The organism is Pseudoalteromonas sp. BZK2, from assembly GCF_014349195.1.
Lineage (GTDB): Bacteria > Pseudomonadota > Gammaproteobacteria > Enterobacterales > Alteromonadaceae > Pseudoalteromonas > Pseudoalteromonas simplex.
On record NZ_JACSOG010000010.1, the window covers coordinates 125,395 to 144,136 of the forward strand.

The 18,742-nt window shown below is 40.8% G+C and carries 19 protein-coding genes; 3 read left to right on the forward strand and 16 right to left on the reverse strand.

All coding sequences use genetic code 11. The annotated features are described in order from the left end of the window. Positions 1-57: 57 nt before the first annotated feature. Positions 58-1,593: a GGDEF domain-containing protein gene (locus BIZ38_RS08045; RefSeq protein ID WP_138600731.1), complete on the reverse strand. Its 1,536-nt coding sequence runs from the start codon at positions 1,591-1,593 to the stop codon at positions 58-60. Between the two features lie 201 nt (positions 1,594-1,794). Between BIZ38_RS08045 and BIZ38_RS08050 the strand changes: the two genes are divergently transcribed. Further along, positions 1,795-3,576: a M61 family metallopeptidase gene (locus BIZ38_RS08050; RefSeq protein ID WP_187490063.1), complete on the forward strand. Its 1,782-nt coding sequence runs from the start codon at positions 1,795-1,797 to the stop codon at positions 3,574-3,576. A 20-nt stretch (positions 3,577-3,596) separates the two neighbouring features. Here BIZ38_RS08050 and BIZ38_RS08055 read toward each other — a convergent pair whose 3' ends face one another. From BIZ38_RS08055 to hisG, 13 genes are all read right to left on the reverse strand, one after another. Beyond that, positions 3,597-4,391 (reverse strand): glycosyltransferase family 25 protein, encoded by a 795-nt coding sequence (locus BIZ38_RS08055; protein ID WP_187490064.1) that lies wholly within the window; start codon positions 4,389-4,391, stop codon positions 3,597-3,599. A 64-nt stretch (positions 4,392-4,455) separates the two neighbouring features. Then, positions 4,456-4,641, reverse strand: a complete 186-nt coding sequence (locus BIZ38_RS08060) for a DUF1289 domain-containing protein (RefSeq protein WP_138600737.1) — start codon at positions 4,639-4,641, stop codon at positions 4,456-4,458. Between the two features lie 36 nt (positions 4,642-4,677). Next, on the reverse strand, positions 4,678-5,190 hold the full coding sequence (locus BIZ38_RS08065; protein WP_175080654.1) for a hypothetical protein: 513 nt from the start codon (positions 5,188-5,190) through the stop codon (positions 4,678-4,680). A gap of 151 nt (positions 5,191-5,341) precedes the next feature. After that, complete coding sequence (locus BIZ38_RS08070; RefSeq protein WP_187490065.1) at positions 5,342-6,079, reverse strand: hypothetical protein; 738 nt, start codon at positions 6,077-6,079, stop codon at positions 5,342-5,344. A 280-nt stretch (positions 6,080-6,359) separates the two neighbouring features. Beyond that, positions 6,360-6,947, reverse strand: coding sequence for a hypothetical protein (locus BIZ38_RS08075; protein ID WP_187490066.1), 588 nt, complete (start codon positions 6,945-6,947; stop codon positions 6,360-6,362). A 311-nt stretch (positions 6,948-7,258) separates the two neighbouring features. Continuing rightward, on the reverse strand, positions 7,259-7,873 hold the full coding sequence (hisIE, locus tag BIZ38_RS08080; protein WP_187490067.1) for a bifunctional phosphoribosyl-AMP cyclohydrolase/phosphoribosyl-ATP diphosphatase HisIE: 615 nt from the start codon (positions 7,871-7,873) through the stop codon (positions 7,259-7,261). Beyond that, entirely contained in the window at positions 7,864-8,643 is a 780-nt protein-coding gene (gene hisF, locus BIZ38_RS08085) for an imidazole glycerol phosphate synthase subunit HisF (RefSeq protein WP_054552014.1), read from the reverse strand. The genes hisIE and hisF overlap by 10 nt, the downstream gene beginning before the upstream one ends. Further along, a complete protein-coding gene (locus BIZ38_RS08090; RefSeq protein ID WP_187490068.1) occupies positions 8,625-9,359 on the reverse strand; it encodes a 1-(5-phosphoribosyl)-5-[(5-phosphoribosylamino)methylideneamino] imidazole-4-carboxamide isomerase in 735 nt (244 codons plus the stop codon). The genes hisF and BIZ38_RS08090 overlap by 19 nt, the downstream gene beginning before the upstream one ends. A 27-nt stretch (positions 9,360-9,386) precedes the next feature. After that, entirely contained in the window at positions 9,387-9,977 is a 591-nt protein-coding gene (gene hisH / locus BIZ38_RS08095) for an imidazole glycerol phosphate synthase subunit HisH (RefSeq protein WP_063707478.1), read from the reverse strand. Next, a complete protein-coding gene (hisB, locus tag BIZ38_RS08100) occupies positions 9,974-11,035 on the reverse strand; it encodes a bifunctional histidinol-phosphatase/imidazoleglycerol-phosphate dehydratase HisB (protein ID WP_138616622.1) in 1,062 nt (353 codons plus the stop codon). The genes hisH and hisB overlap by 4 nt, the downstream gene beginning before the upstream one ends. Next, on the reverse strand, positions 11,032-12,129 hold the full coding sequence (hisC, locus tag BIZ38_RS08105; RefSeq protein ID WP_187490069.1) for a histidinol-phosphate transaminase: 1,098 nt from the start codon (positions 12,127-12,129) through the stop codon (positions 11,032-11,034). Before hisC ends, hisB begins: the two co-directional genes overlap by 4 nt. Next, complete coding sequence (gene hisD, locus BIZ38_RS08110) at positions 12,119-13,420, reverse strand: histidinol dehydrogenase (RefSeq protein ID WP_187490070.1); 1,302 nt, start codon at positions 13,418-13,420, stop codon at positions 12,119-12,121. The genes hisC and hisD overlap by 11 nt, the downstream gene beginning before the upstream one ends. A 6-nt stretch (positions 13,421-13,426) precedes the next feature. After that, the gene (gene hisG / locus BIZ38_RS08115; protein WP_187490071.1) at positions 13,427-14,326 is read right to left on the reverse strand and encodes an ATP phosphoribosyltransferase; all 900 of its coding nucleotides are present in this window, start codon (positions 14,324-14,326) and stop codon (positions 13,427-13,429) included. A gap of 344 nt (positions 14,327-14,670) precedes the next feature. Between hisG and BIZ38_RS08120 the strand changes: the two genes are divergently transcribed. After that, the gene (locus tag BIZ38_RS08120; RefSeq protein WP_054552021.1) at positions 14,671-14,904 is read left to right on the forward strand and encodes a hypothetical protein; all 234 of its coding nucleotides are present in this window, start codon (positions 14,671-14,673) and stop codon (positions 14,902-14,904) included. A gap of 90 nt (positions 14,905-14,994) precedes the next feature. After that, positions 14,995-15,960, forward strand: coding sequence for a sensor domain-containing diguanylate cyclase (locus tag BIZ38_RS08125; protein ID WP_187490072.1), 966 nt, complete (start codon positions 14,995-14,997; stop codon positions 15,958-15,960). Positions 15,961-15,987: 27 nt separating this feature from the next. Here the strand turns inward: BIZ38_RS08125 and BIZ38_RS08130 are convergent, their stop codons facing one another. Further along, positions 15,988-17,271, reverse strand: a complete 1,284-nt coding sequence (locus BIZ38_RS08130) for a cation:proton antiporter (RefSeq protein ID WP_054552023.1) — start codon at positions 17,269-17,271, stop codon at positions 15,988-15,990. Between the two features lie 225 nt (positions 17,272-17,496). Continuing rightward, the gene (locus BIZ38_RS08135) at positions 17,497-18,576 is read right to left on the reverse strand and encodes a mechanosensitive ion channel family protein (protein ID WP_187490073.1); all 1,080 of its coding nucleotides are present in this window, start codon (positions 18,574-18,576) and stop codon (positions 17,497-17,499) included. Between the last annotated feature and the right edge of the window lie 166 nt (positions 18,577-18,742).

The window sequence follows — 18,742 nt, forward strand, 5'->3', positions numbered from 1 at the left end:
CTCATCTATGAGCCTTTATCATTGTGTGTCAAAGACCTCACCATTGAGATAAGGGCTTTATTTGCTAATGCAAACTTTATTTCGTCCTTCATTTTTTGCTTTGTACAGAGCATCGTCGGCACGATCAAAAGCAATCAGCGGGGTATCACCTTTTTTAAGTTGGGTAGCACCAAGAGAAATAGTGATTTCTACTTGCTTATCTTTAAATTTAAACGGTATTGCCTGAATATTTTTGCGCAGTTTTTCAAGAGAGCTAACTGCATTTTCAATAGACATGCCTGTCATTAATAACACAAATTCCTCACCACCGTAACGGGCAATAAAGTCTGATTTACGAATTGATTTTTGTAGTGCTTTAGCAATAACTTGCAATGTTTTATCGCCAGCACTGTGGCCATACCTATCATTAATAGATTTAAAGTGATCGACATCAAGCACCACAAATGTCACATCAGACTCTTGGATGTTAAATAAATGAAATTCATGATTAAAACGTTCATCGAAAGCGGCTCTGTTTGGTAGCTTTGTTAAACCATCAAGTAAGCTTTTATAGCGTTGTTCATTTAACCGTTTTTTGTAAGTTGAGAGTTTGCTTTCTAAATGACTTATTCTTTTATTAATGTCGTTAAAGCTATTTAATAAATGCTCTCTTTCACTCTGTTCTAATTTTTCTTTTGCAATTAAATCATCACTTAATGATTTTAACTCTTCTTCGACTAGCTCTTTGAGGGACGATATTGACGTTGCTTGTTGCGTCTGAGTATTAAGGTTTTTAATTTTTGCTTCTATTTGCTTATTTAGCGACTCGTACTCAGCGCTAAGTGACTCAGAATGTTTACTGGTTGAAACAATTGAATGATGTAAATCTTCAATCGTTTGATTTAAAGAGATCAAAAAACTCTGTGCTGATTGACGCTCTTTACTCATATTACGAGTAATAATCGTGATAATTTTTAGAGCAGAATCAAGTAAATCATCAATACAGTCGTTATGTGTAATGTTATTCTTTACTGCTTTGATTTGTTCAGCGCTTTCATCCTCTAAAACGAGATCATTTGCTAGGTTAAGTAGTTCGGCTGCAAGCTCGGGTTTAATTTGTGATTCAGTTTCACTTTTTGTCGAAAGCTTTGCCTGTAAAGCTTGATGATAAATTATTACCAGCTTAGATAATAAAGGGATAAAGTCATGGTTAGATTGGATGTTATTTAACTCATGATCAAGCAAATGGCGTAAAGAACGACGGGCATCATCCGGTAAACCTTTTACTTTTTGTAGCTGCTTTCCTGCATCAGTGACACTGTTGTTAAGTTCGCGTTGTAAAGCAATTTGCTTTGCTTCTTGGTGTTTTAATAGCCCTAGAACATCATCAATAAAAGGTGAAAGAAGGTTAAAGTCAACCCCTTTTTTCAGAGCACTTCTAAACTTAGCGAGGCGATTATCTAACTCAATATCTAAGCCCTTACAACTTAGAGATAACTTTGCAGCAAACTGAGAAAGAACCTCAACTTGGTGTTTGCGTGCATCCTCAACAACCGTGCGGGCATCGATTGCTTGTTTTAACTTTTTATTAAGAAGATCATGCTGTTGCTGCACCGAGTAATACCGCCGTTATTAATCAACTGTCTATAAGCTAAGTTTACAACAAAATAGTACGAAATGTAGGTTCCAAGTCAAAAACTTAGCTATTTTGTCTATCAAACTTGTTGCAATGGCTGTTTATCGGTTTTTAATTCACATTCTTTATCGCAATTGTTAGTCTATTTCGTAATTTTGATAGTAATAAAAAGAGTTGTTATGAAAAAGTTTTTGGCCATGTCTATTTTGGCGGCCTGTTCTAGCAGTGCGGTTGCAGATGTAAACTACTCACTGTCTATTACTCAGCCTGAACACCACCTAGGTAATGTAAGTGTTGAGTTTCCGCAAACTGCACAAGCACATTTAGATATTAAACTTCCTGCTTGGCGTACTGGTCGTTACGAAATTTTAAATCTTGCCAATGGCGTGCGCTTTTTCGAAGCAAAAGATGATGATGGTAAGGCGTTAGAGTGGGAAAAAATTGACCACAGCACTTGGCGTGTTCACCTAAACGAACCTACTCAAGTCAATGTAGATTACCAAGTTTACGCTAACGAGCTAGGTAAACGTGCTCGTCATATTGATGACAGCCATGCCTTCATTGATGCATCAGGCTTTTTCATGTTCAGTGAATCATTCCGTCAAGATCCAGTTAAAGTTGAACTAGATGTACCAAAAGCATGGCGTTCAGTATCGGGTATGGAAAATGCGGGCTCTAAACACAGTTTTAAAGCCGCTGATTACGATATTTTAGTTGATTCACCAATCGAAACGGGTATCAACGAGCTACACAAGTTCACCGTTGATGGCCGTGAATATGAGTTAGTTATTTGGGGTGAAGGCAACTACGACGTAGATCAAATGCTAACTGACCTTAAAAAGCTAGTGACAACCGGTAATGTAATTTGGGATAGCTACCCGTATGAGCGTTATGTATTTATGGTGCATGCTACGTCAGGAGCAGGCGGTGCAACAGAGCATTTAAACTCAACAATTATCCAGCGCCCACGTGACCGTTTTGGTTCTCGTAAAGATTACCTTGCGTTTATCAGCACCGCAGCACACGAATTTATTCATACTTGGAACGTAAAAGCATACCGCCCTAAAGGTATCGCACCGTACGACTACACCAATATTAACTACGCGAAAACATTATGGATTGCAGAGGGCTCAACCAGCTACTTTGAAGATCACTTAATGGTGCGCGCTGGTATTGAAACAACCGATGAGTTCTTCGGTACGTTAACAAAAACCGTTAATCGCCACCTACAAACACCGGGTCGTGAAGTACAAAGCGCAACTGAAACCAGTTTTGATAAGTGGATTAATCAAGGCGGCGACCACGCTCGCAACTACAGCACTAATATCTATTTAGAAGGTGCGTTGATTTCAATGGCACTCGATATTGATTTGCTAGAAAAAAGCGATGGCAAAATTAGTTACCGCGATGTACACCGTGCGCTTTATAACAAGCACCGTTTACCAGATGGTTTTACGCCAGATGATGTTAAAGCGATTTTAAAAGAGCTAACTGGTCGTGATTACAGTGCTTGGTGGCAATCGAATGTGGACGAGCCAGCTGCTATCGACTTTGATGAGCTACTTGCAAAAGTAGGCTTAGGTTTAATTCGCCCAGAAGGCGCAAAATCAGTACCGAGTATTGATTCGTTTGCTAAAAACAGCGGTGAGTTACTCACCCTAACTCATGTTCGCCGTGGTAGCGCTGCATGGCAAGCGGGCTTAACAACGGATGATAAAATCGTCGCGTTTAACAAAAAGCATGTGGGTAAAGATTTAACAGCCAGCCTCGAAACGTTCAAAGCAGGCGACACAGTGACTGTTGATTTCATTCGACGCGATGCACTGCAAAGCACAACGCTAACACTTAGCGAAGATTTTGATAAAGAGAAAAAGGTCAAAGCATTAAAAGATGCAACACCAGCTCAAATGGCATTGTTTAAAGCATGGATGGGTGTTGACCACCCAAATCAAGCTAAATAACAGCCAAGTAAATTAAATCGTTAATGATTTTTGATTGGTAAGAGAGGAGCTGCGGCTCCTTTCTGTTTGTTTGATACTAGTTGCGCTTTTACAAACTGCTTAGTGTATTTTGCGTTTAGTAGTGCACTTTGTAGCTGCTGTTTTTTACGTCGCCAAAATGACTTTTTGACTTTGGTTGATCTATCCCGAATATCGCTTTGTGAATTATCGGGTTGTGACACTGGGTAGGGCAGCAAAGAGTATCCATAAACACCGGTTTCCCACACATGCTGTAAATCGCAGTCAACGGGGCGGCCAAATGTGGCAGTGGCTTTTAACAGCGCTTTTGCACCTTCAAAACTAACAGCCGTTGCACAGCAGCCGGACATAAGCTTTTTATGAATGACTAAGTGTTGCTCATCGGCAAGGTGTTTTGTAAAGGCAATTTCCCGACTTCGGTCTTTATAAGCGGCCAATTTTATTAACTGCCAAGGCTGTTTTAATGTACTAATGTTTTCAATTGCACTGTGAATAGAGCGGTCGAGAACAAAGTCATCTTCTAAAATAATGGCGTAATCTAATTGCCTATCGACAATGGTTTGCCATGCTTTTCTGTGACTCAGGTAACATCCAATTTCACCTTTACTCAATGGCTTGTGGTATTTTTTTAGGTTTAAATCAGCACTATAGTGCTTGGCTATCTCTGTATCATACAGCTCTCTACCATCAATTGCATCAAGGCGTTCAAATGCCAAATTTTGTGCATTTAGCTCATGGCTAACACGGTTTAATCGTTCAGTAGAGCTTGCTAAGTTAATTACAAAAATAGCGGTCATTATCGTTACCTGATGGTCAGTTTGAGTCAGGCTAACAAGCTTTAATGACGCTTGGGTGTCAGAACTATTTCGCTTTTATGTCAGGGCGAGGAGTATTTAAAATCGCTTGCTTTTCTTGCTCGGATAAAATGATCCAATCAAAAATTTCATCATTACTGCGACCACAGCCAGTGCAATAGCCATTTAGGCGATGACATTGACCGATGCAATCTGTTTTAAATTGGCTGGTTGGTTTTTTTGATTTTGTCATAGTGATGTGAAGGCTAATATAGCCTTCATGAGTGTATTACTTGCCTTCAATTGGCTTACCAATTTCAAGAGTGGTAGACCAAGGCTGTTTGCGTGATAGGGTTTTACCCGAATGAATTGAGATAACAGGGTTGTTTTCGTCAAGCACAAACGTGGTGCGTAACGATTCAGCTGACTCTTTTTGTGTTTGATGCCAATTATTACCCGCTAAACAAGCTTGGGTAAAATTAACCGCACGGGTGTGATCAGCGACAGCTTGTTGCTGTTGCTCGTAGTTGCCTACACAGCGGTAGGTAACATTGTCTTTATCAAGCGCCGTGATTTGACAGTTATCGGCAATAAGGTTGTATTTCGCTGTCCATGTTTCCATGTATTTAGTATTTACACGGCTACGTTTTAAGCCTTCAAAGCGGTTGTCGTAAGCACCTAATAGGGCGTTAATTTTCTCGCAAGGGGTTAAGTTATCAATGGCCGCTTGTTGTTCAGTTGTTAGTCCTGTACAACCGGTTAAAACAAGGCCAGTTAGTAAGGCGGCGAGTGGCTTTTTCATATCAGGCTATCCTTTTAAATAGCAGTTCCTTAAACGTTTCCTAAAGGATACCTAAGCCCTTGTAAAAATGCTAATAAAGATTGGTGATTACAAAGCAAAATGCCCTCGTAAAGGAGGGCATTTTAGTTGCGTATATGGTAAAAGCGCAGGCTTACATTTTAGTTTTACCAGCAATGTTGGTCACTTTTACTGAACCAGAGCCATCACTTAGTAACTCAAAGTTTGCTGCAGTATCAACGCGAATGCTGCCTGAGCCATCTGAAACGACAACATCACCCGAAATATCATTTAAATCGATACCGCCTGAACCATCATGTACTTCAATATTGCCCTGTGCATTGGCAACATCAATATTACCTGAGCCGTCATGAATTTTAATATCACGGCTGATATTACGTGCCTCTATGCTACCCGAACCATCATTGATTTCTAATGTGCCTGTAATGTCATTTGCGGTAATTGAACCTGAACCATCGTTAATCACTGTATCAGCGACTTTGCTGATAATAATTTCACCAGAGCCATCGTGCACATTTACATTAAATGAACGAGGGTTCGCAACAGTTAAATCAATGCGAGTTTGCTTATTGGTGTGGTAATCGCACTGGCCTGCACTAAGTGCTGCGCTATTGCCTTTAGCTTCAAGGTTTAAGCAGTATTCATCATGAGGCTTTTCTTGATAAATCTCGGCTTTAACGGTTACTTCATCACTGTCACTACCGGTTATGTGTAAAAAACCAGATCCGACTTCTACTTTCAAAGCGCTTAATGAGGCTGCATCTAGCGTTAGGTTTTTTGTTTCTTGTAGTGGCATATCACCCCAAGCAAAAGTTTGTGCTGATAATAAGCTTGCGCCAATGAGTGAGAGTGTTTTTACTGTATTTAACATGGTTCTTCCCTTTCATATCTGTGGTGTTATTAGCTTAGTCGCAGGTGCTGATAAAAAAGGTTTAAAGGGTTTAAAAATTTTTTATAAAAATAATAGGCTGAACTTATGAATTCTAAGGTTAAGGCTAATAATTACAAAGTACTGCGATAAGTGGGATTAATAAATGTACCTGTATTTTCTATGTACGAAATAGAACATTTAATAAGACTAACATTCTGATATACACGATTAAGTAGAGCTTGAATCATCAAGCCCTACTAAAAAGGACAAATTTTTTAGTTTAATAATTTATTTCTATTTGACCAACTGAAACAGTTCCTTGCTGCCAAGTTGTTCTACATGTCAATGAAAGAATAGAATTGTCTTGATAATTATTATCTAAACTTGTTGTGAAATTAACACTTTGTTTAGATGAGTTATTTAGATCAGATATGCTAATCCAATCAAAACCCTGTCCAGTCCCATATTTAAGCCATACTTCACTGTTGCCATCATTTACTTTTTTAATCTGTGAAATTGAGCAACCACCAAAAGAGTTATTTAAACCTTGAGTAGTACCGTGAACTGTTAGTTGGTATTGACCAATGTTATCGTTCAATGGAATTGCACAATTGAAGTAACGTGAAGTTCTTGAAAATGTTGGGTTGAAAATAAAGTATCCGTTAGCGGTTGCGCCAACATTTTCTAAAGAGACTTCTTTTAGTGCTGATAAATCGCCATTTGTAGCAATTAGCTCGTTTAAAGCTGAAGTTTTTTTCACAGTATCTTCACTACAATGCGCAGAGCCAGTAAAAGTAATTGTTTGTGAAAATGCTGATGTTGATGCAATCGCTAAAAGGGTAGCAATTGATAATGAAATTTTATTCATGATAAGAATCCTTCTTCTTTGTCCTTTTCAATTGAATTAGACCATAATTAGACTTACTAATCAAATAATGAAATTATATATATTGTTGAATTTATTGCATTTATTTTAAGTTGACCATCAATTCACGTTTTTACTGTTGTTGCAATGGATTCTAAAATCACACTATTTGTGAGGAGGTGACCTTGCAGGACTTAAAGGCTTTAGTGAACATGACTTTACCCGTGATGTTTTAAAGCACAGGGTAGATAAGAGTGGATTTAAGAAACACTAAAAAAGATGCACCTAAAAAAGTGCATCTAACTGAACATCATTTACTTATGGCGGCCTTGTAAACAGCTCACCACATCAGCCAATGATAGGCCTTGGCGCTGTAATAACACAGTTAAGTGATACAATAAGTCTGCCGATTCATTGGTTAATTCATCGTTATCATGTTTCATGGCTGCAAGGGCAACTTCAACACCTTCTTCACCCACTTTTTGGCAACTACGGCTTAAGTCTTTTGCAAACAAAGACGCTGTGTAGCTTTTGCTTGGATCATCGTCTTTACGCGAGACAATCACTTGTTCAAGCTCAGCTAAAAACGACAAACTAGGTTTAGCATCATCGCCAAAACAGCTTTGTGTACCTAGGTGGCATGTTGGTCCAAGTGGGTTTGCCAGCACTAATAGTGAGTCGTAATCACAGTCGGTGTGTACAGAGACGACTTCAAGGTAGTTTTCTGATGTTTCGCCTTTGGTCCATAAGCGCTCTTTAGAACGCGAGTAAAAGGTTACTTTTTGCTTGTCGAAAGTGGCAGCTAATGCATCTTGATTCATAAAGCCTTGCATTAAAATTACCCCAGAGCTTGCGTCTTGCACAATAGCTGGGATCAATTCGCTTTTGGCAAAGTCGACTTGAGAAAGAGTGTCTTTGGTTAATTGCATAGTCTTGCCGCTACATTATTATCAGTTAAAAATTGTTTTAGTTCGCCAATATCAATGACGTTCTTGTGAAATACGCTGGCAGCGAGCGCGCCATCAACTTGACTTTGTTGAAATACATCAACAAAGTCCTGCATCGTTCCTGCGCCACCCGAAGCAATCAGTGGAATATCGCACAAAGCGCGCATTTTCGATAGCTGAACATTGTCGTAGCCTTTACGCACGCCATCTTGATTCATGCAATTGAGTACGATTTCACCAGCGCCTAGGTCTTGCACGCGCTTAACCCATTCTTCGGTTTTGTAGCGAGTACGGCTTGATGCATTTGGGTCGCCAGTTAGCTGGTAGACTAAATACTCGCCAGTGTTTTCATCATAAAAGCTATCAATGCCCACAACTACGCATTGTTTACCAAACTCATCGTGTAATTCTTTGATAAGCTCAGGGCGAGCAATTGCAGGGCTATTAATACTGATTTTATCTGCACCACGTTCTAAAACACGTGCTGCATCGGCAACAGATTTAATGCCGCCAGCCACACAAAATGGAATATCAATATGGCGTGCAATATTCTCTACCCAATTAACATCAAGTAGGCGTTTTTCGACGCTGGCACTGATTTCATAAAACACCAGTTCATCCGCACCGGCATCGCTGTATGCCTTAGCAAGCGTTAAAATATCACCAACCACTTCATGGCCTTTAAATTTAACACCTTTAACGACTTGGCCGTCTTTTACATCTAAACAAGGGATTATGCGTTTTGATAACATGCTAGCGCCTCCTCAACATTAAAGGCACCATCAAGCAATGATTTACCTAAGATAACACCGCCAACGCCAAGTTTCTTCAGCTTTGCAATATCACCCAGTGAGCTTACACCGCCTGAAGCTTGAACTTTAATCTCGCTGTTGTGGTTGGTTAAATCTTCATAAAGTGCAAACGAAGGGCCGGTCATGGTGCCGTCTTTACTGATGTCAGTACACAGAAAATCAACCACGCCAAGTGCCACGTAAAAATCAACAAGTTCGAACAAACCAAACTCAGATTCACTTAACCAACCATGTGTTGCGGGTGCCCAGCCGTTGTCAGTTTTATTAACATCTAGTGCGATAACAAAGTGAGAGCTGCCAAACTTTTCTATCCAGGCCTTTACTTGTTCGCGCTTTTCAACGGCCATTGAGCCAATCACGACTTGATTAGCACCGGCTTCAAGCCAGTCAGCAACATCTTGCTCTGAGCGAATACCACCGCCCACTTGATAAGGCACATTAAGCGCTTTGGTTGCAGCTTGAATATGCTGCCACTGTTTTTTATTTGGATCGCGCGCGCCTTCTAAATCAACTAGGTGCAGTTTGCCTGCGCCGCTGTTTGCGTACTCTTGTAAGCGTGCGCCAAGTTCGTAAGGGTAAAATTGTGCTGTATCATACTTACCTTGGTATAAGCGCACAATTTGGTTTTGTAATACATCGAGTGCTGGAATAATCACGTTTATTTCTCTTATTTTTTGCTGCGCTTACAGCTGCCAATCTAAAAAGTTTTGTAAAAGTCGCGTGCCTACTTTGGCGCTTCGCTCAGGGTGGAACTGCATGCCTGCGTAGTTATCTTTGGCAACAATCGCAGAAAAAGCTTGCCCGTATTCACCGCTAACTAGGGTGGCATCGTTTACTGTGTGCGCAAAGCTATGCACAAAGTACACTTGATCTTGCGCAGATAACCCTTTGGTAAGGGCATGCTCTTTTAACACACTTAAGTCATTCCACCCCATGTGTGGTGAGGTTAATGTGCCCACTTCTAAGTGCTTAACAACACCCGGAATTTTGCCAAGGCAATCAACATTACCTTCTTCTGTGCTGTCGCAAAGTAATTGCATGCCTAAACAAATGCCCATTAGCGGGCGCTGATATTCATCAATTGCTTGCTGCCAACCACCGTCTTTTAAGCGTTTCATGGCAACAGAAGCATGACCTACGCCTGGTAAAATCGCACGTTCAAAGCCTTTCAGTTGTTCAGGGGAGGTGATCACCTCTGGCGTCTTCCCTAAGCGCTCAAAGGCAAAACGAACTGAGTTAATGTTGGCACAACCGGTATTAATTATGGCAATCATAAACACCCCTTAGAGCTGGCAGTTTGTTGTGTGGCATCTTTTGCAATCGCAGCGCGAAGTGCTCTTGCAAACGCTTTAAATAAGCCTTCAACTTGGTGATGACAGTTACCATCGCTAACCGACAGAATTAGGCTCATGGCGGCATTATCACTTAAGCTTTTAAAGAAGTGTTCAACCATTTGCACGTCTAAGTCGCCCACTTTTTCACGGCTAAAATCGGCATTTAATACAAACGAGGCGCGACCCGATAAGTCAATTTGCGCTTCTGCTTTACATTCATCCATAGGGAGTGCAAAGCCATAGCGACCAATTTGCGTTTTTGTACCTAGCGCTTGTTTAAGGGCAAGGCCAAGTGCAATGCCGATATCTTCAACTAGGTGGTGCTCATCAATGTGTAAGTCGCCAGTGGCTTGAATATTAAGTCCGATGTTGGCGTGTGTACGAATTTGGTCAAGCATGTGATCGAAAAAGCCAAGGCCAGTGCTAATTTCGCCATTTTTTGTTTGGTCTAAATTAACTTGTACATCGATTTGCGTTTCTTTGGTGTTGCGAGTGACACGGCCTTCACGGTTCGCGGTTGTCAACTTAGTGACAATGGCATCCCAGCTGCCGTCATACAAAATGCCTTCACAGCATAAGTTATTAGCAAGTCCGATATCTGTTTGGCGGTCGCCAATCACAAATGAGCGTGCTAAATCGACTTTACCTGAGCGCATCAGCTCAGTAAGTAAACCAGTTTTTGGTTTACGGCAGTCACAATTTTGTTCATCAAAGTGAGGGCAGATCAGAACTTCATCAAATTTAATCCCTTGGCTGTTTAAGATATCCATCATCTTGTCTTGGGCAATATCAAAATCAGCGGTCGGGAAGCTATCAGTGCCTAAACCATCTTGGTTTGAAACCATCACAAGGCGGTAACCTGCCGCTTGAAGTTGTAATAGAGCAGGGATCACATTCGGCAAGAACACTAATTTTTCTAGGCTATCAACCTGTTTGTCGGTGATAGGCTCTTCGATAATCGTGCCATCGCGGTCAATAAATAAATACGGGTTGCTCATGATAATTCCTGTTCTACTGTATTGCTGGTCAGTGATAAGCCATCTAACCAAATTTTTACTTGTTCTAGTTCTTGCTCGTTACCGATAGAAATTCGTAACCAATCATTTTCGCCATATAAAGTGAAGGCACGCATCACGAGTCCTTGCTCAAGTGCGATATTAAATGATTGTTTGTCTTTTAGTTTTAAGGTGACGAAGTTACCTTCACCGCTCAGTACTTTGATAACAGCAGGTGATTGCTCAAGCCAATTTTTTAGTTTGGTTTTTAAGCTATTTAAAATCGTTACCTGACGGCGCATTGAAGCGATGTTGTCGCTACTTAATGCATCTGCGGCAATGCTCGCAACCACCGTTGATACAGGGTAAGGCGCAATCACTTTACGAATAGGCGCAAGTAGCTCGCTGTTGGCTAGCGTAAAGCCTGTTCTTAAACCCGCAAGTGCAAATGCTTTTGATAAGGTTCTTAGTACCACAAGGTTACTAAACTCGTTGATCAGGCTTGCCGCTGTTTGTTCTGGGCAAAATTCTATATAAGCTTCATCCACCACTACAATCGCTTTACCCGCAAGTTGCTGGGTGATTTTTCTGATTTTGTCTAGGCTTGTCATGCTGCCGGTAGGGTTATTTGGATTACAAATAAACACCAACTTTGAATCAGCAACTGCAGTGACAATCTCATCAACCGTGCCTTTTAATAACAGCTCTTGAGTTAAACCGTTAATCGCAATGTTGTGGGTATCAGCAGTGACTTTGTACATGCCGTAAGTTGGCAAAAAGAGTGCAATGCTATCTTTAGTAGGGCTACAAAAAGTACGTACTAATAGTTCAATACCTTCGTCAGCGCCACGAGTCATCAGTACTTGCTCTGGCTCTAAATTAGCATAGCAAGCGTAACGAGTGATCACTTGCTGAGGCTGCGGATCTGGGTAGCGATTTAAATCAGTTAAATTGATATTTGGCGTACGTGAATACGGGCTTTCATTGGCATTTAACCACGTTGTGCCTGTTAGTTTTTCACTTTTCGCTGAACTATAGGCTGTAAGCGCTGCAATGTTATCTGGCAACAGCGTTGTTATTTTTGAATTATCGCTCATTGTTCATAGCCTCAAGACGAATTGAAACAGCATTAGCGTGAGCATCAAGCCCCTCTGCTGCAGCCAAAGGTAAAATTGCTTTAGATAATTCACGTAAGCCATTTTTACTGATGGTTTGCACTGTGTAAGTTCTAAAGAAGTCCAGTAAGTTTAAGCTCGAATAAGTCGCACTGTAACCATACGTTGGTAGTACGTGGTTAGTACCCGATGCATAGTCACCGGCAGACTCCGGAGTGTAATCACCCACAAATACTGAGCCGGCATTTTTCACTAAGCTTAAATAAGGCTGCGCATCAGCAAGCTGTAGAATAAGGTGCTCAGGACCATATTGAGCAGACACCGCAAAGGCTTGCTCAACCGAGTCGACTAATATCAAGCTTGAGTTAGCAAGGGCTTGCTCGGCAGTGTCTTTACGACTTAACTTTGCTAGCTGCTCTGTTAATGCTTGCTGTGTTTTTTCAATAATGCGTGCGCTGTTACACAGTAAAATAACTTGCGAATCAGCGCCGTGCTCTGCTTGCGATAATAAATCTGCCGCAATAAACCCTGGGTTTGCACGCTCATCAGCAATCACTAACACTTCAGAAGGACCAGCTGGCATATCAATCGCCATACCCGGAATAGTTTGCGCAACAAGTTGTTTTGCCATGGTGACAAAGCTATTTCCCGGGCCAAAAATCTTGTTCACTTTAGGCACTGATTCTGTACCGTAAGCCATCGCTGCAATCGCACCCGCGCCGCCACTTTCTACAATGGTTTTAATACCACATAGTTTTGCCGCATATAAAATGGCAGGGTTGATAGTTTCATCGGCTTTCACAGGTGTAGTAAGCACAACGGTTTGTGCACCACTCAACTGTGCAAGCACCCCTTGCATAATTACTGACGATGGCAGTGGCGCACTACCACCTGGCACGTAAATACCTACCGCTTCAATGGCTTGATATTTAAGTTCACACAATACGCCAGGTTGCGTTGTTAACTTAATATCTTTAGGTAATTGTGCTTGGTGAAAGCGTTTTACATTGGCGTAGGCCGTTTCGATAGCGGCTTTTAACTCGTTTGATAATAACTGCTCAGCTTGGTTTATTTCTTCAACTGGCACTAATAAGCGCGGTGTTTCGCGCTTATCAAACTCTTTTGCCATCTTTAATAACGCTGCGTCACCTTGTGCTTTAACTGCATTTAAGATGTCGATGCAAATTGCTTCAACCTCTTTACTTGCAGTAACAGCAGGGCGGGTAAGTACCGCCTGCTGTGCTTGTTGATTTTCCTCATTCCAGCGAAACATGGATAATTACTCCATCATTTTTTCAATTGGCATAACAAGAATTGAGTTAGCGCCTAGTGCTTTTAACTGTTCCATTGTTTCCCAGAAAAGGGTTTCGCTGCTAACCATATGTAGCGCAACATAATCGTCGCTACCAGCAAGCGATAGTAAAGTTGGTTGACCTGTGCCAGGTAGTAAGTCGCATACTTCATCAAGCTTTGCTTTTGGTGCGTGTAGCATGATGTATTTACTTTCTTTTGCTTGGCGTACACCACGTAAACGCGGCATTAGCGTATTGATTAAATCAAGTTTGCTTTGATCAGTTAGATTCTTGTTTTGAATTAAACATGCGTTTGATTCTAAGATGGTATCGCCTTGCATTAAGCCGTTTGCTTCTAACGTTGCACCTGTAGATACTAAGTCACAAATTGCATCAGCTAAACCAGCACGGGGCGCAACTTCAACAGAGCCCGTTAACATAACTGTGCTTGCGTTAATACCTTCGCGTTTTAGGTATTGGCTTAAGATTTCTGGGTAGGTAGTGGCAATGCGTTTACCTTCGAACCAGCTTTTATCTTGTGGACCAAGTTCTTGCGGCCATGCAAGTGCAAGGCGACAGTAACCAAAATCAAGCTTAGAAAGTTTGTTTACTTCGAATTCCATACCTTGGCGTTCGCGTTCGGCTTGTACTTCAACAAGTACGTTTTCACCTACGATACCCAAATCACACACACCGTCCATTACTAGGCCCGGAATATCGTCATCGCGTACACGAAGTACATCAATTGGCATATTGGTAGAGTGTGCGATTAAACGTTGTTCACGAAGATTTAATTTCACACCAAGTTGCTTTAGCAACTCTTGGCAGTCTTTTGATAAGCGGCCGCCTTTTTGGATGGCGATTCGTAAACGGTTGGTATTGCTCATTATTCATTTTCCTTTAATTCAAAAACTAAAAACCCCGAGGGAACCTCAGGGCGAAAATAAATAATTGGGTTGATTGCTCGCCAGAGGTTCCTTTTAGGAATAACCTCTCAGCGAAAAACCTGACAGGCTATTCCGGTGAATGATGGTGATGATGGATAGTTGTCAGATTGAAGCGCATAATTTTTCCTGTATTGCACTCGTTTGTATAAACCAGTGCGTAAATCTTTTTAAATAAGTTACGTATATAGATAAACATGCTTTGCTAATATTTGGCAAGCATTTTTTTGCGAAATTAAAGTATATGCTATAACCGCCGATAATAAATGGATAGATAGGAGGTACAAATGGATATCATGATCCCCTTTTTAGGTCGAATTACACGGCTACAGTTAGAAAGTAAAGGCGCATTTCACATTGCGGGCGTAAAAGATGCGAACGTGCAGCGAATTGAACTTGAAAAACGCCAAAAACGAGAAATAGAGCGACGAAAAAAAGCTGCTAAAAAAGATGATAAAAGCGGTAAAAATGCCATAGAAGAAGATGAAGAGGGTAATAAACACCTAGATACATGGGCATAGCAGAAATTTAAGAAATTGTTTGTATGCAATAGACCATTTTTTTCTGCTAGGGTTAAGAAATACATGTGATTTTGATCAAAAGGCAATCTAATGGAACGACCAGCAGTGCCGTTAAATGAGCAAGCAAGGCTTGAAGAGCTTCGCTCTTTGGATGTATTAGACTCTCAGAGCGACCCCGCCTTTGACCGAATCACTCGCCTTGCCCAACAGTTTTTCTCTGTGCCAATTTGTGTCATTAGCTTAATTGACGAGCATCGACAGTGGTTTAAGTCATGTGTGGGGTTAGATGTGACAGAGACTGCAAGAGACATTTCTTTTTGCGCCCATGCAATTTTATATAAAGACCCCCTAGTGGTTGAAAATGCCTTAAACGATAAACGTTTTGCAGATAACCCGCTGGTAATGGGTGACCCAAATATTCGTTTTTATGCAGGTTGCCCAATCACACTTAAATCAGGAAATAGAATTGGCACTTTGTGCCTTATTGATCACCAACCTCGCAGTTTTAACAATAAAGATACTAAAGTTTTAAAAGACTTTGCAGCAATTGTCGAGCGTGAGTTTGCGGTTATGCAATTAGCAACCACAGATGAGCTTACCTTATTACCCAATCGTCGGGGTTTTATTAGCACAGCTGAACATTACCTTGATTTATGCATTCGCCAGCATTTAAAAGCAAAATTGGTATTTATAGATTTAGATAACTTTAAAGCAATTAACGACCAGTTCGGTCATGCTGCAGGCGATCGGTTGCTAAAAGATTTTGCAAGGTTGCTGGAAAGCTGCTGTCGCAAAGCGGATTTATATGCGCGGTTGAGCGGTGATGAGTTTGTAATTTTGTTTACAGATTTAAATACCAGTGATTGCGAGGCTATTATGCAGCGTTTATTTATGTCATTCAGTCACTTACCTAATAGTTTTAATAATCAAGTTGAACTTAGCTTTTCCTATGGCATTGCCGATTTTTCAGATCAGCAGCCTTGCTCGCTGACTAAATTACTTGCTGTTGCAGACGCACGAATGTATTCCGATAAAGCACAAAAAAAGGCTCGATAATCGAGCCTTTAAAGTAAAAATCAGTGCTTAATTTTTCGCTTCTGCTGATTGAATACTGCTTTGGATCAACGGCGATATTGTCAAACCTTGTACGATAATCGAAAAGATCACCACCACATAAGTGACAATAACAATCAAGTCATGTAAATCAGAGCCTGCGATCATTACTTGATCGCGTGGGATGGCAGCTGCCATTGCAAGCGCTAAACCACCCCGTAAGCCACCCCAAGTGAGTATTTTCACTGAGTGCTTATCGTACTGGCGGTACTTTTTAAAAAATACAAATGGCGTGCCTACACTTAAAAAACGAGCCAGCAACACCACAGGCACCATGAGTAAACCTAAGCCAATTTCTTCAAGAGTAATAGGCATAGTGACAATTAGCATTCCGATGATCAAAAACAGCAAGGCATTTAAAAAGCTATCTGTGGCATGCCAAAAGTCTTTCACGTAGCGAGTATCTTCAGGCCCGGTACGCTCTGTTGCTTTTGAACGAGTAATATTGCCAAGTAAGATACCACTGGTGACCATAGCAAGGGCACCTGAGATTTCCCAAATATTTGCTGCTGCAAAGCCGGCTGTTGGAATGGTCAGGGTTAGTAGCAAACGAATGTTCACATCGCGGCTATTAATAATTAAAAAATGCCCGACTAACGCAATCACCAGACCAAACACGATACCGCCAATTGCATCAACTAAAAACAATTCTGCAACGTCAGTAAAGGTAGCTTCGGTGCCATAAAAGGCCACTGAAAATATCGTTGTGAAAATCACTAAACCAATACCATCATTAAACAAAGACTCACCTTCAACTTGCACAGAAATACCTTCTGGGGCTCGCATTTGTTTAATAATGGCTAACACTGCAATCGGGTCGGTTGGGCTGATTAAAGCACCAAACAATAAACAGTAAATAAACGGCACGGGCCAGCCAACAAAAGCAAACAAATAATAGCTCAAGTAACCAACAATGACCGTTGAGGTTATTGTTGAAAATAACACTAATGCGGTAATTTCCCACCGTTGCTTTCGAAGGGCTGCTAAGTTGATTTCTAGCGCACCCGCGAACAGCAAAAAGCCGAGCATCCCTTTTAATAGCAACTGATTAAAGTTGATACTGGAGACAACTTGAGTCATTTCGAGGGCGGTGGTATCACCAAGCATTTTAACGGCAAGTATAAGAAGTAGAGAAATAACAACAGAACCTGTTGTTATAGCAATTGTAGTTTGCATTTTGAGGATGAATTGGTTAGCAAAAGCAATAAAAATAGCTAATGCTGAAAGAAAACAAATGAGGTACCAAGCATTCATTGTTTGACCTTAAATATTTTTATAACAAGACGCAGAAAGCAGTCACTTTCTGGCCGCATATAGTACGCCTCTAAAATAGGTATGTCACAGTGTTTATGCGATTTTTATGACATTTTAGAGTAAAAATTCAAGGTGCTGATTGCATATGTATAATCGCTGTTAATAATGTCTCAAAAGAGACAAAAAAAACCTGATGAATGTGCAATTATGATAACTTCAGTTAGGTCAATCAGCCTGTTTAAAGTGAGCCGATTCTTGGCTGGTATTTATAGCTCTGATTGGGTAAGGGATCACAATTCCTTCTTTTGCGTAACGTTGATGTAATGCTTTGATAAACGCAGATTTTACCCAAAAGCGGTTAAAGTACTCTTTTGCTCTTAACATCACCGTAAAATTGATGCTTGATTGGTCAAAAGTATGAAAGACCAAAAAGGTCTCGTAATCATCGATGCCCCATTTATGGCTTTTTAAGATCTGTCTTGCTACATCCAAAGTTACTTGCTCAACTTTTTCAAGGTCGGAGCCATAATGAACACCCACCTCAACGGGGACGCTGAGCTCTTTTTCGGGATAAAAGTAGTTAATGATGCGTGATTTAGACAGCTGACTATTGGGGATGACTATCATGTTGTTCGGCAACATTTTCACCCAGGTTGAGCGCCAACCAATTTTCTCAACAAACCCTTGGTCGCCACTTTCAAGCTCTATAAAGTCGCCGACCCGAATTGGTTTATCAATCACCAACTGCACGCCAGAAAAAAAGTTTTCGAGTGTCGGTTGCAAAGCCAAAGCGACGGCAAGAGAGGTAATGCCTAATGAGGCAATAACTGGGGTGATTGATATGCCTAACGTGCCTAATAACACCAATAAGCCAACACACACAATTGCACAGCGGATCAAGCCTTTAATGATGCTATGACTATTCGAAACCACCACCGAGCGGGCACTGTAATAATCAACGGTACCAAATAAGAAATGATCTAAAAATAACACTAAGGCAAAAATACAAATGGCTTTAGCGGTGGCCGCAATAGGTAAGGGGTGCTCAGCCATAAAGCCGGTGGTGTTCAATAACTGACCAAAAATGATCACAAGCACCATCATTGTGCACAAGGTCAATGGTGTAGAGAGTGAGTCAACCAATAAAGAGTCGAACACAAAGTCAGTGCGTTGAGTCCATTTTTTTAAACAATAGATAATTACAAACCTCAATAAGAACAAAGCGATAGCGGCTAGTGCAGTGCCTCCAATGACAACCAGCCAAGGCTCATTTAGCCATTCATTTTGTATCAACTCAGTATTCATGCTTAGTCCTTAAATCCTAGGTACTTGGTATTGCTGCAAATTATGTACCCAGGCTTTTTGTGGATATTTAAGCCTTCAGCTTTGAACCACAAATAATGAAATGAGCAATATTAAATGCAAATAAAAGGTACAAATGTATATCAAATGTTATTATTTTGTATCAATA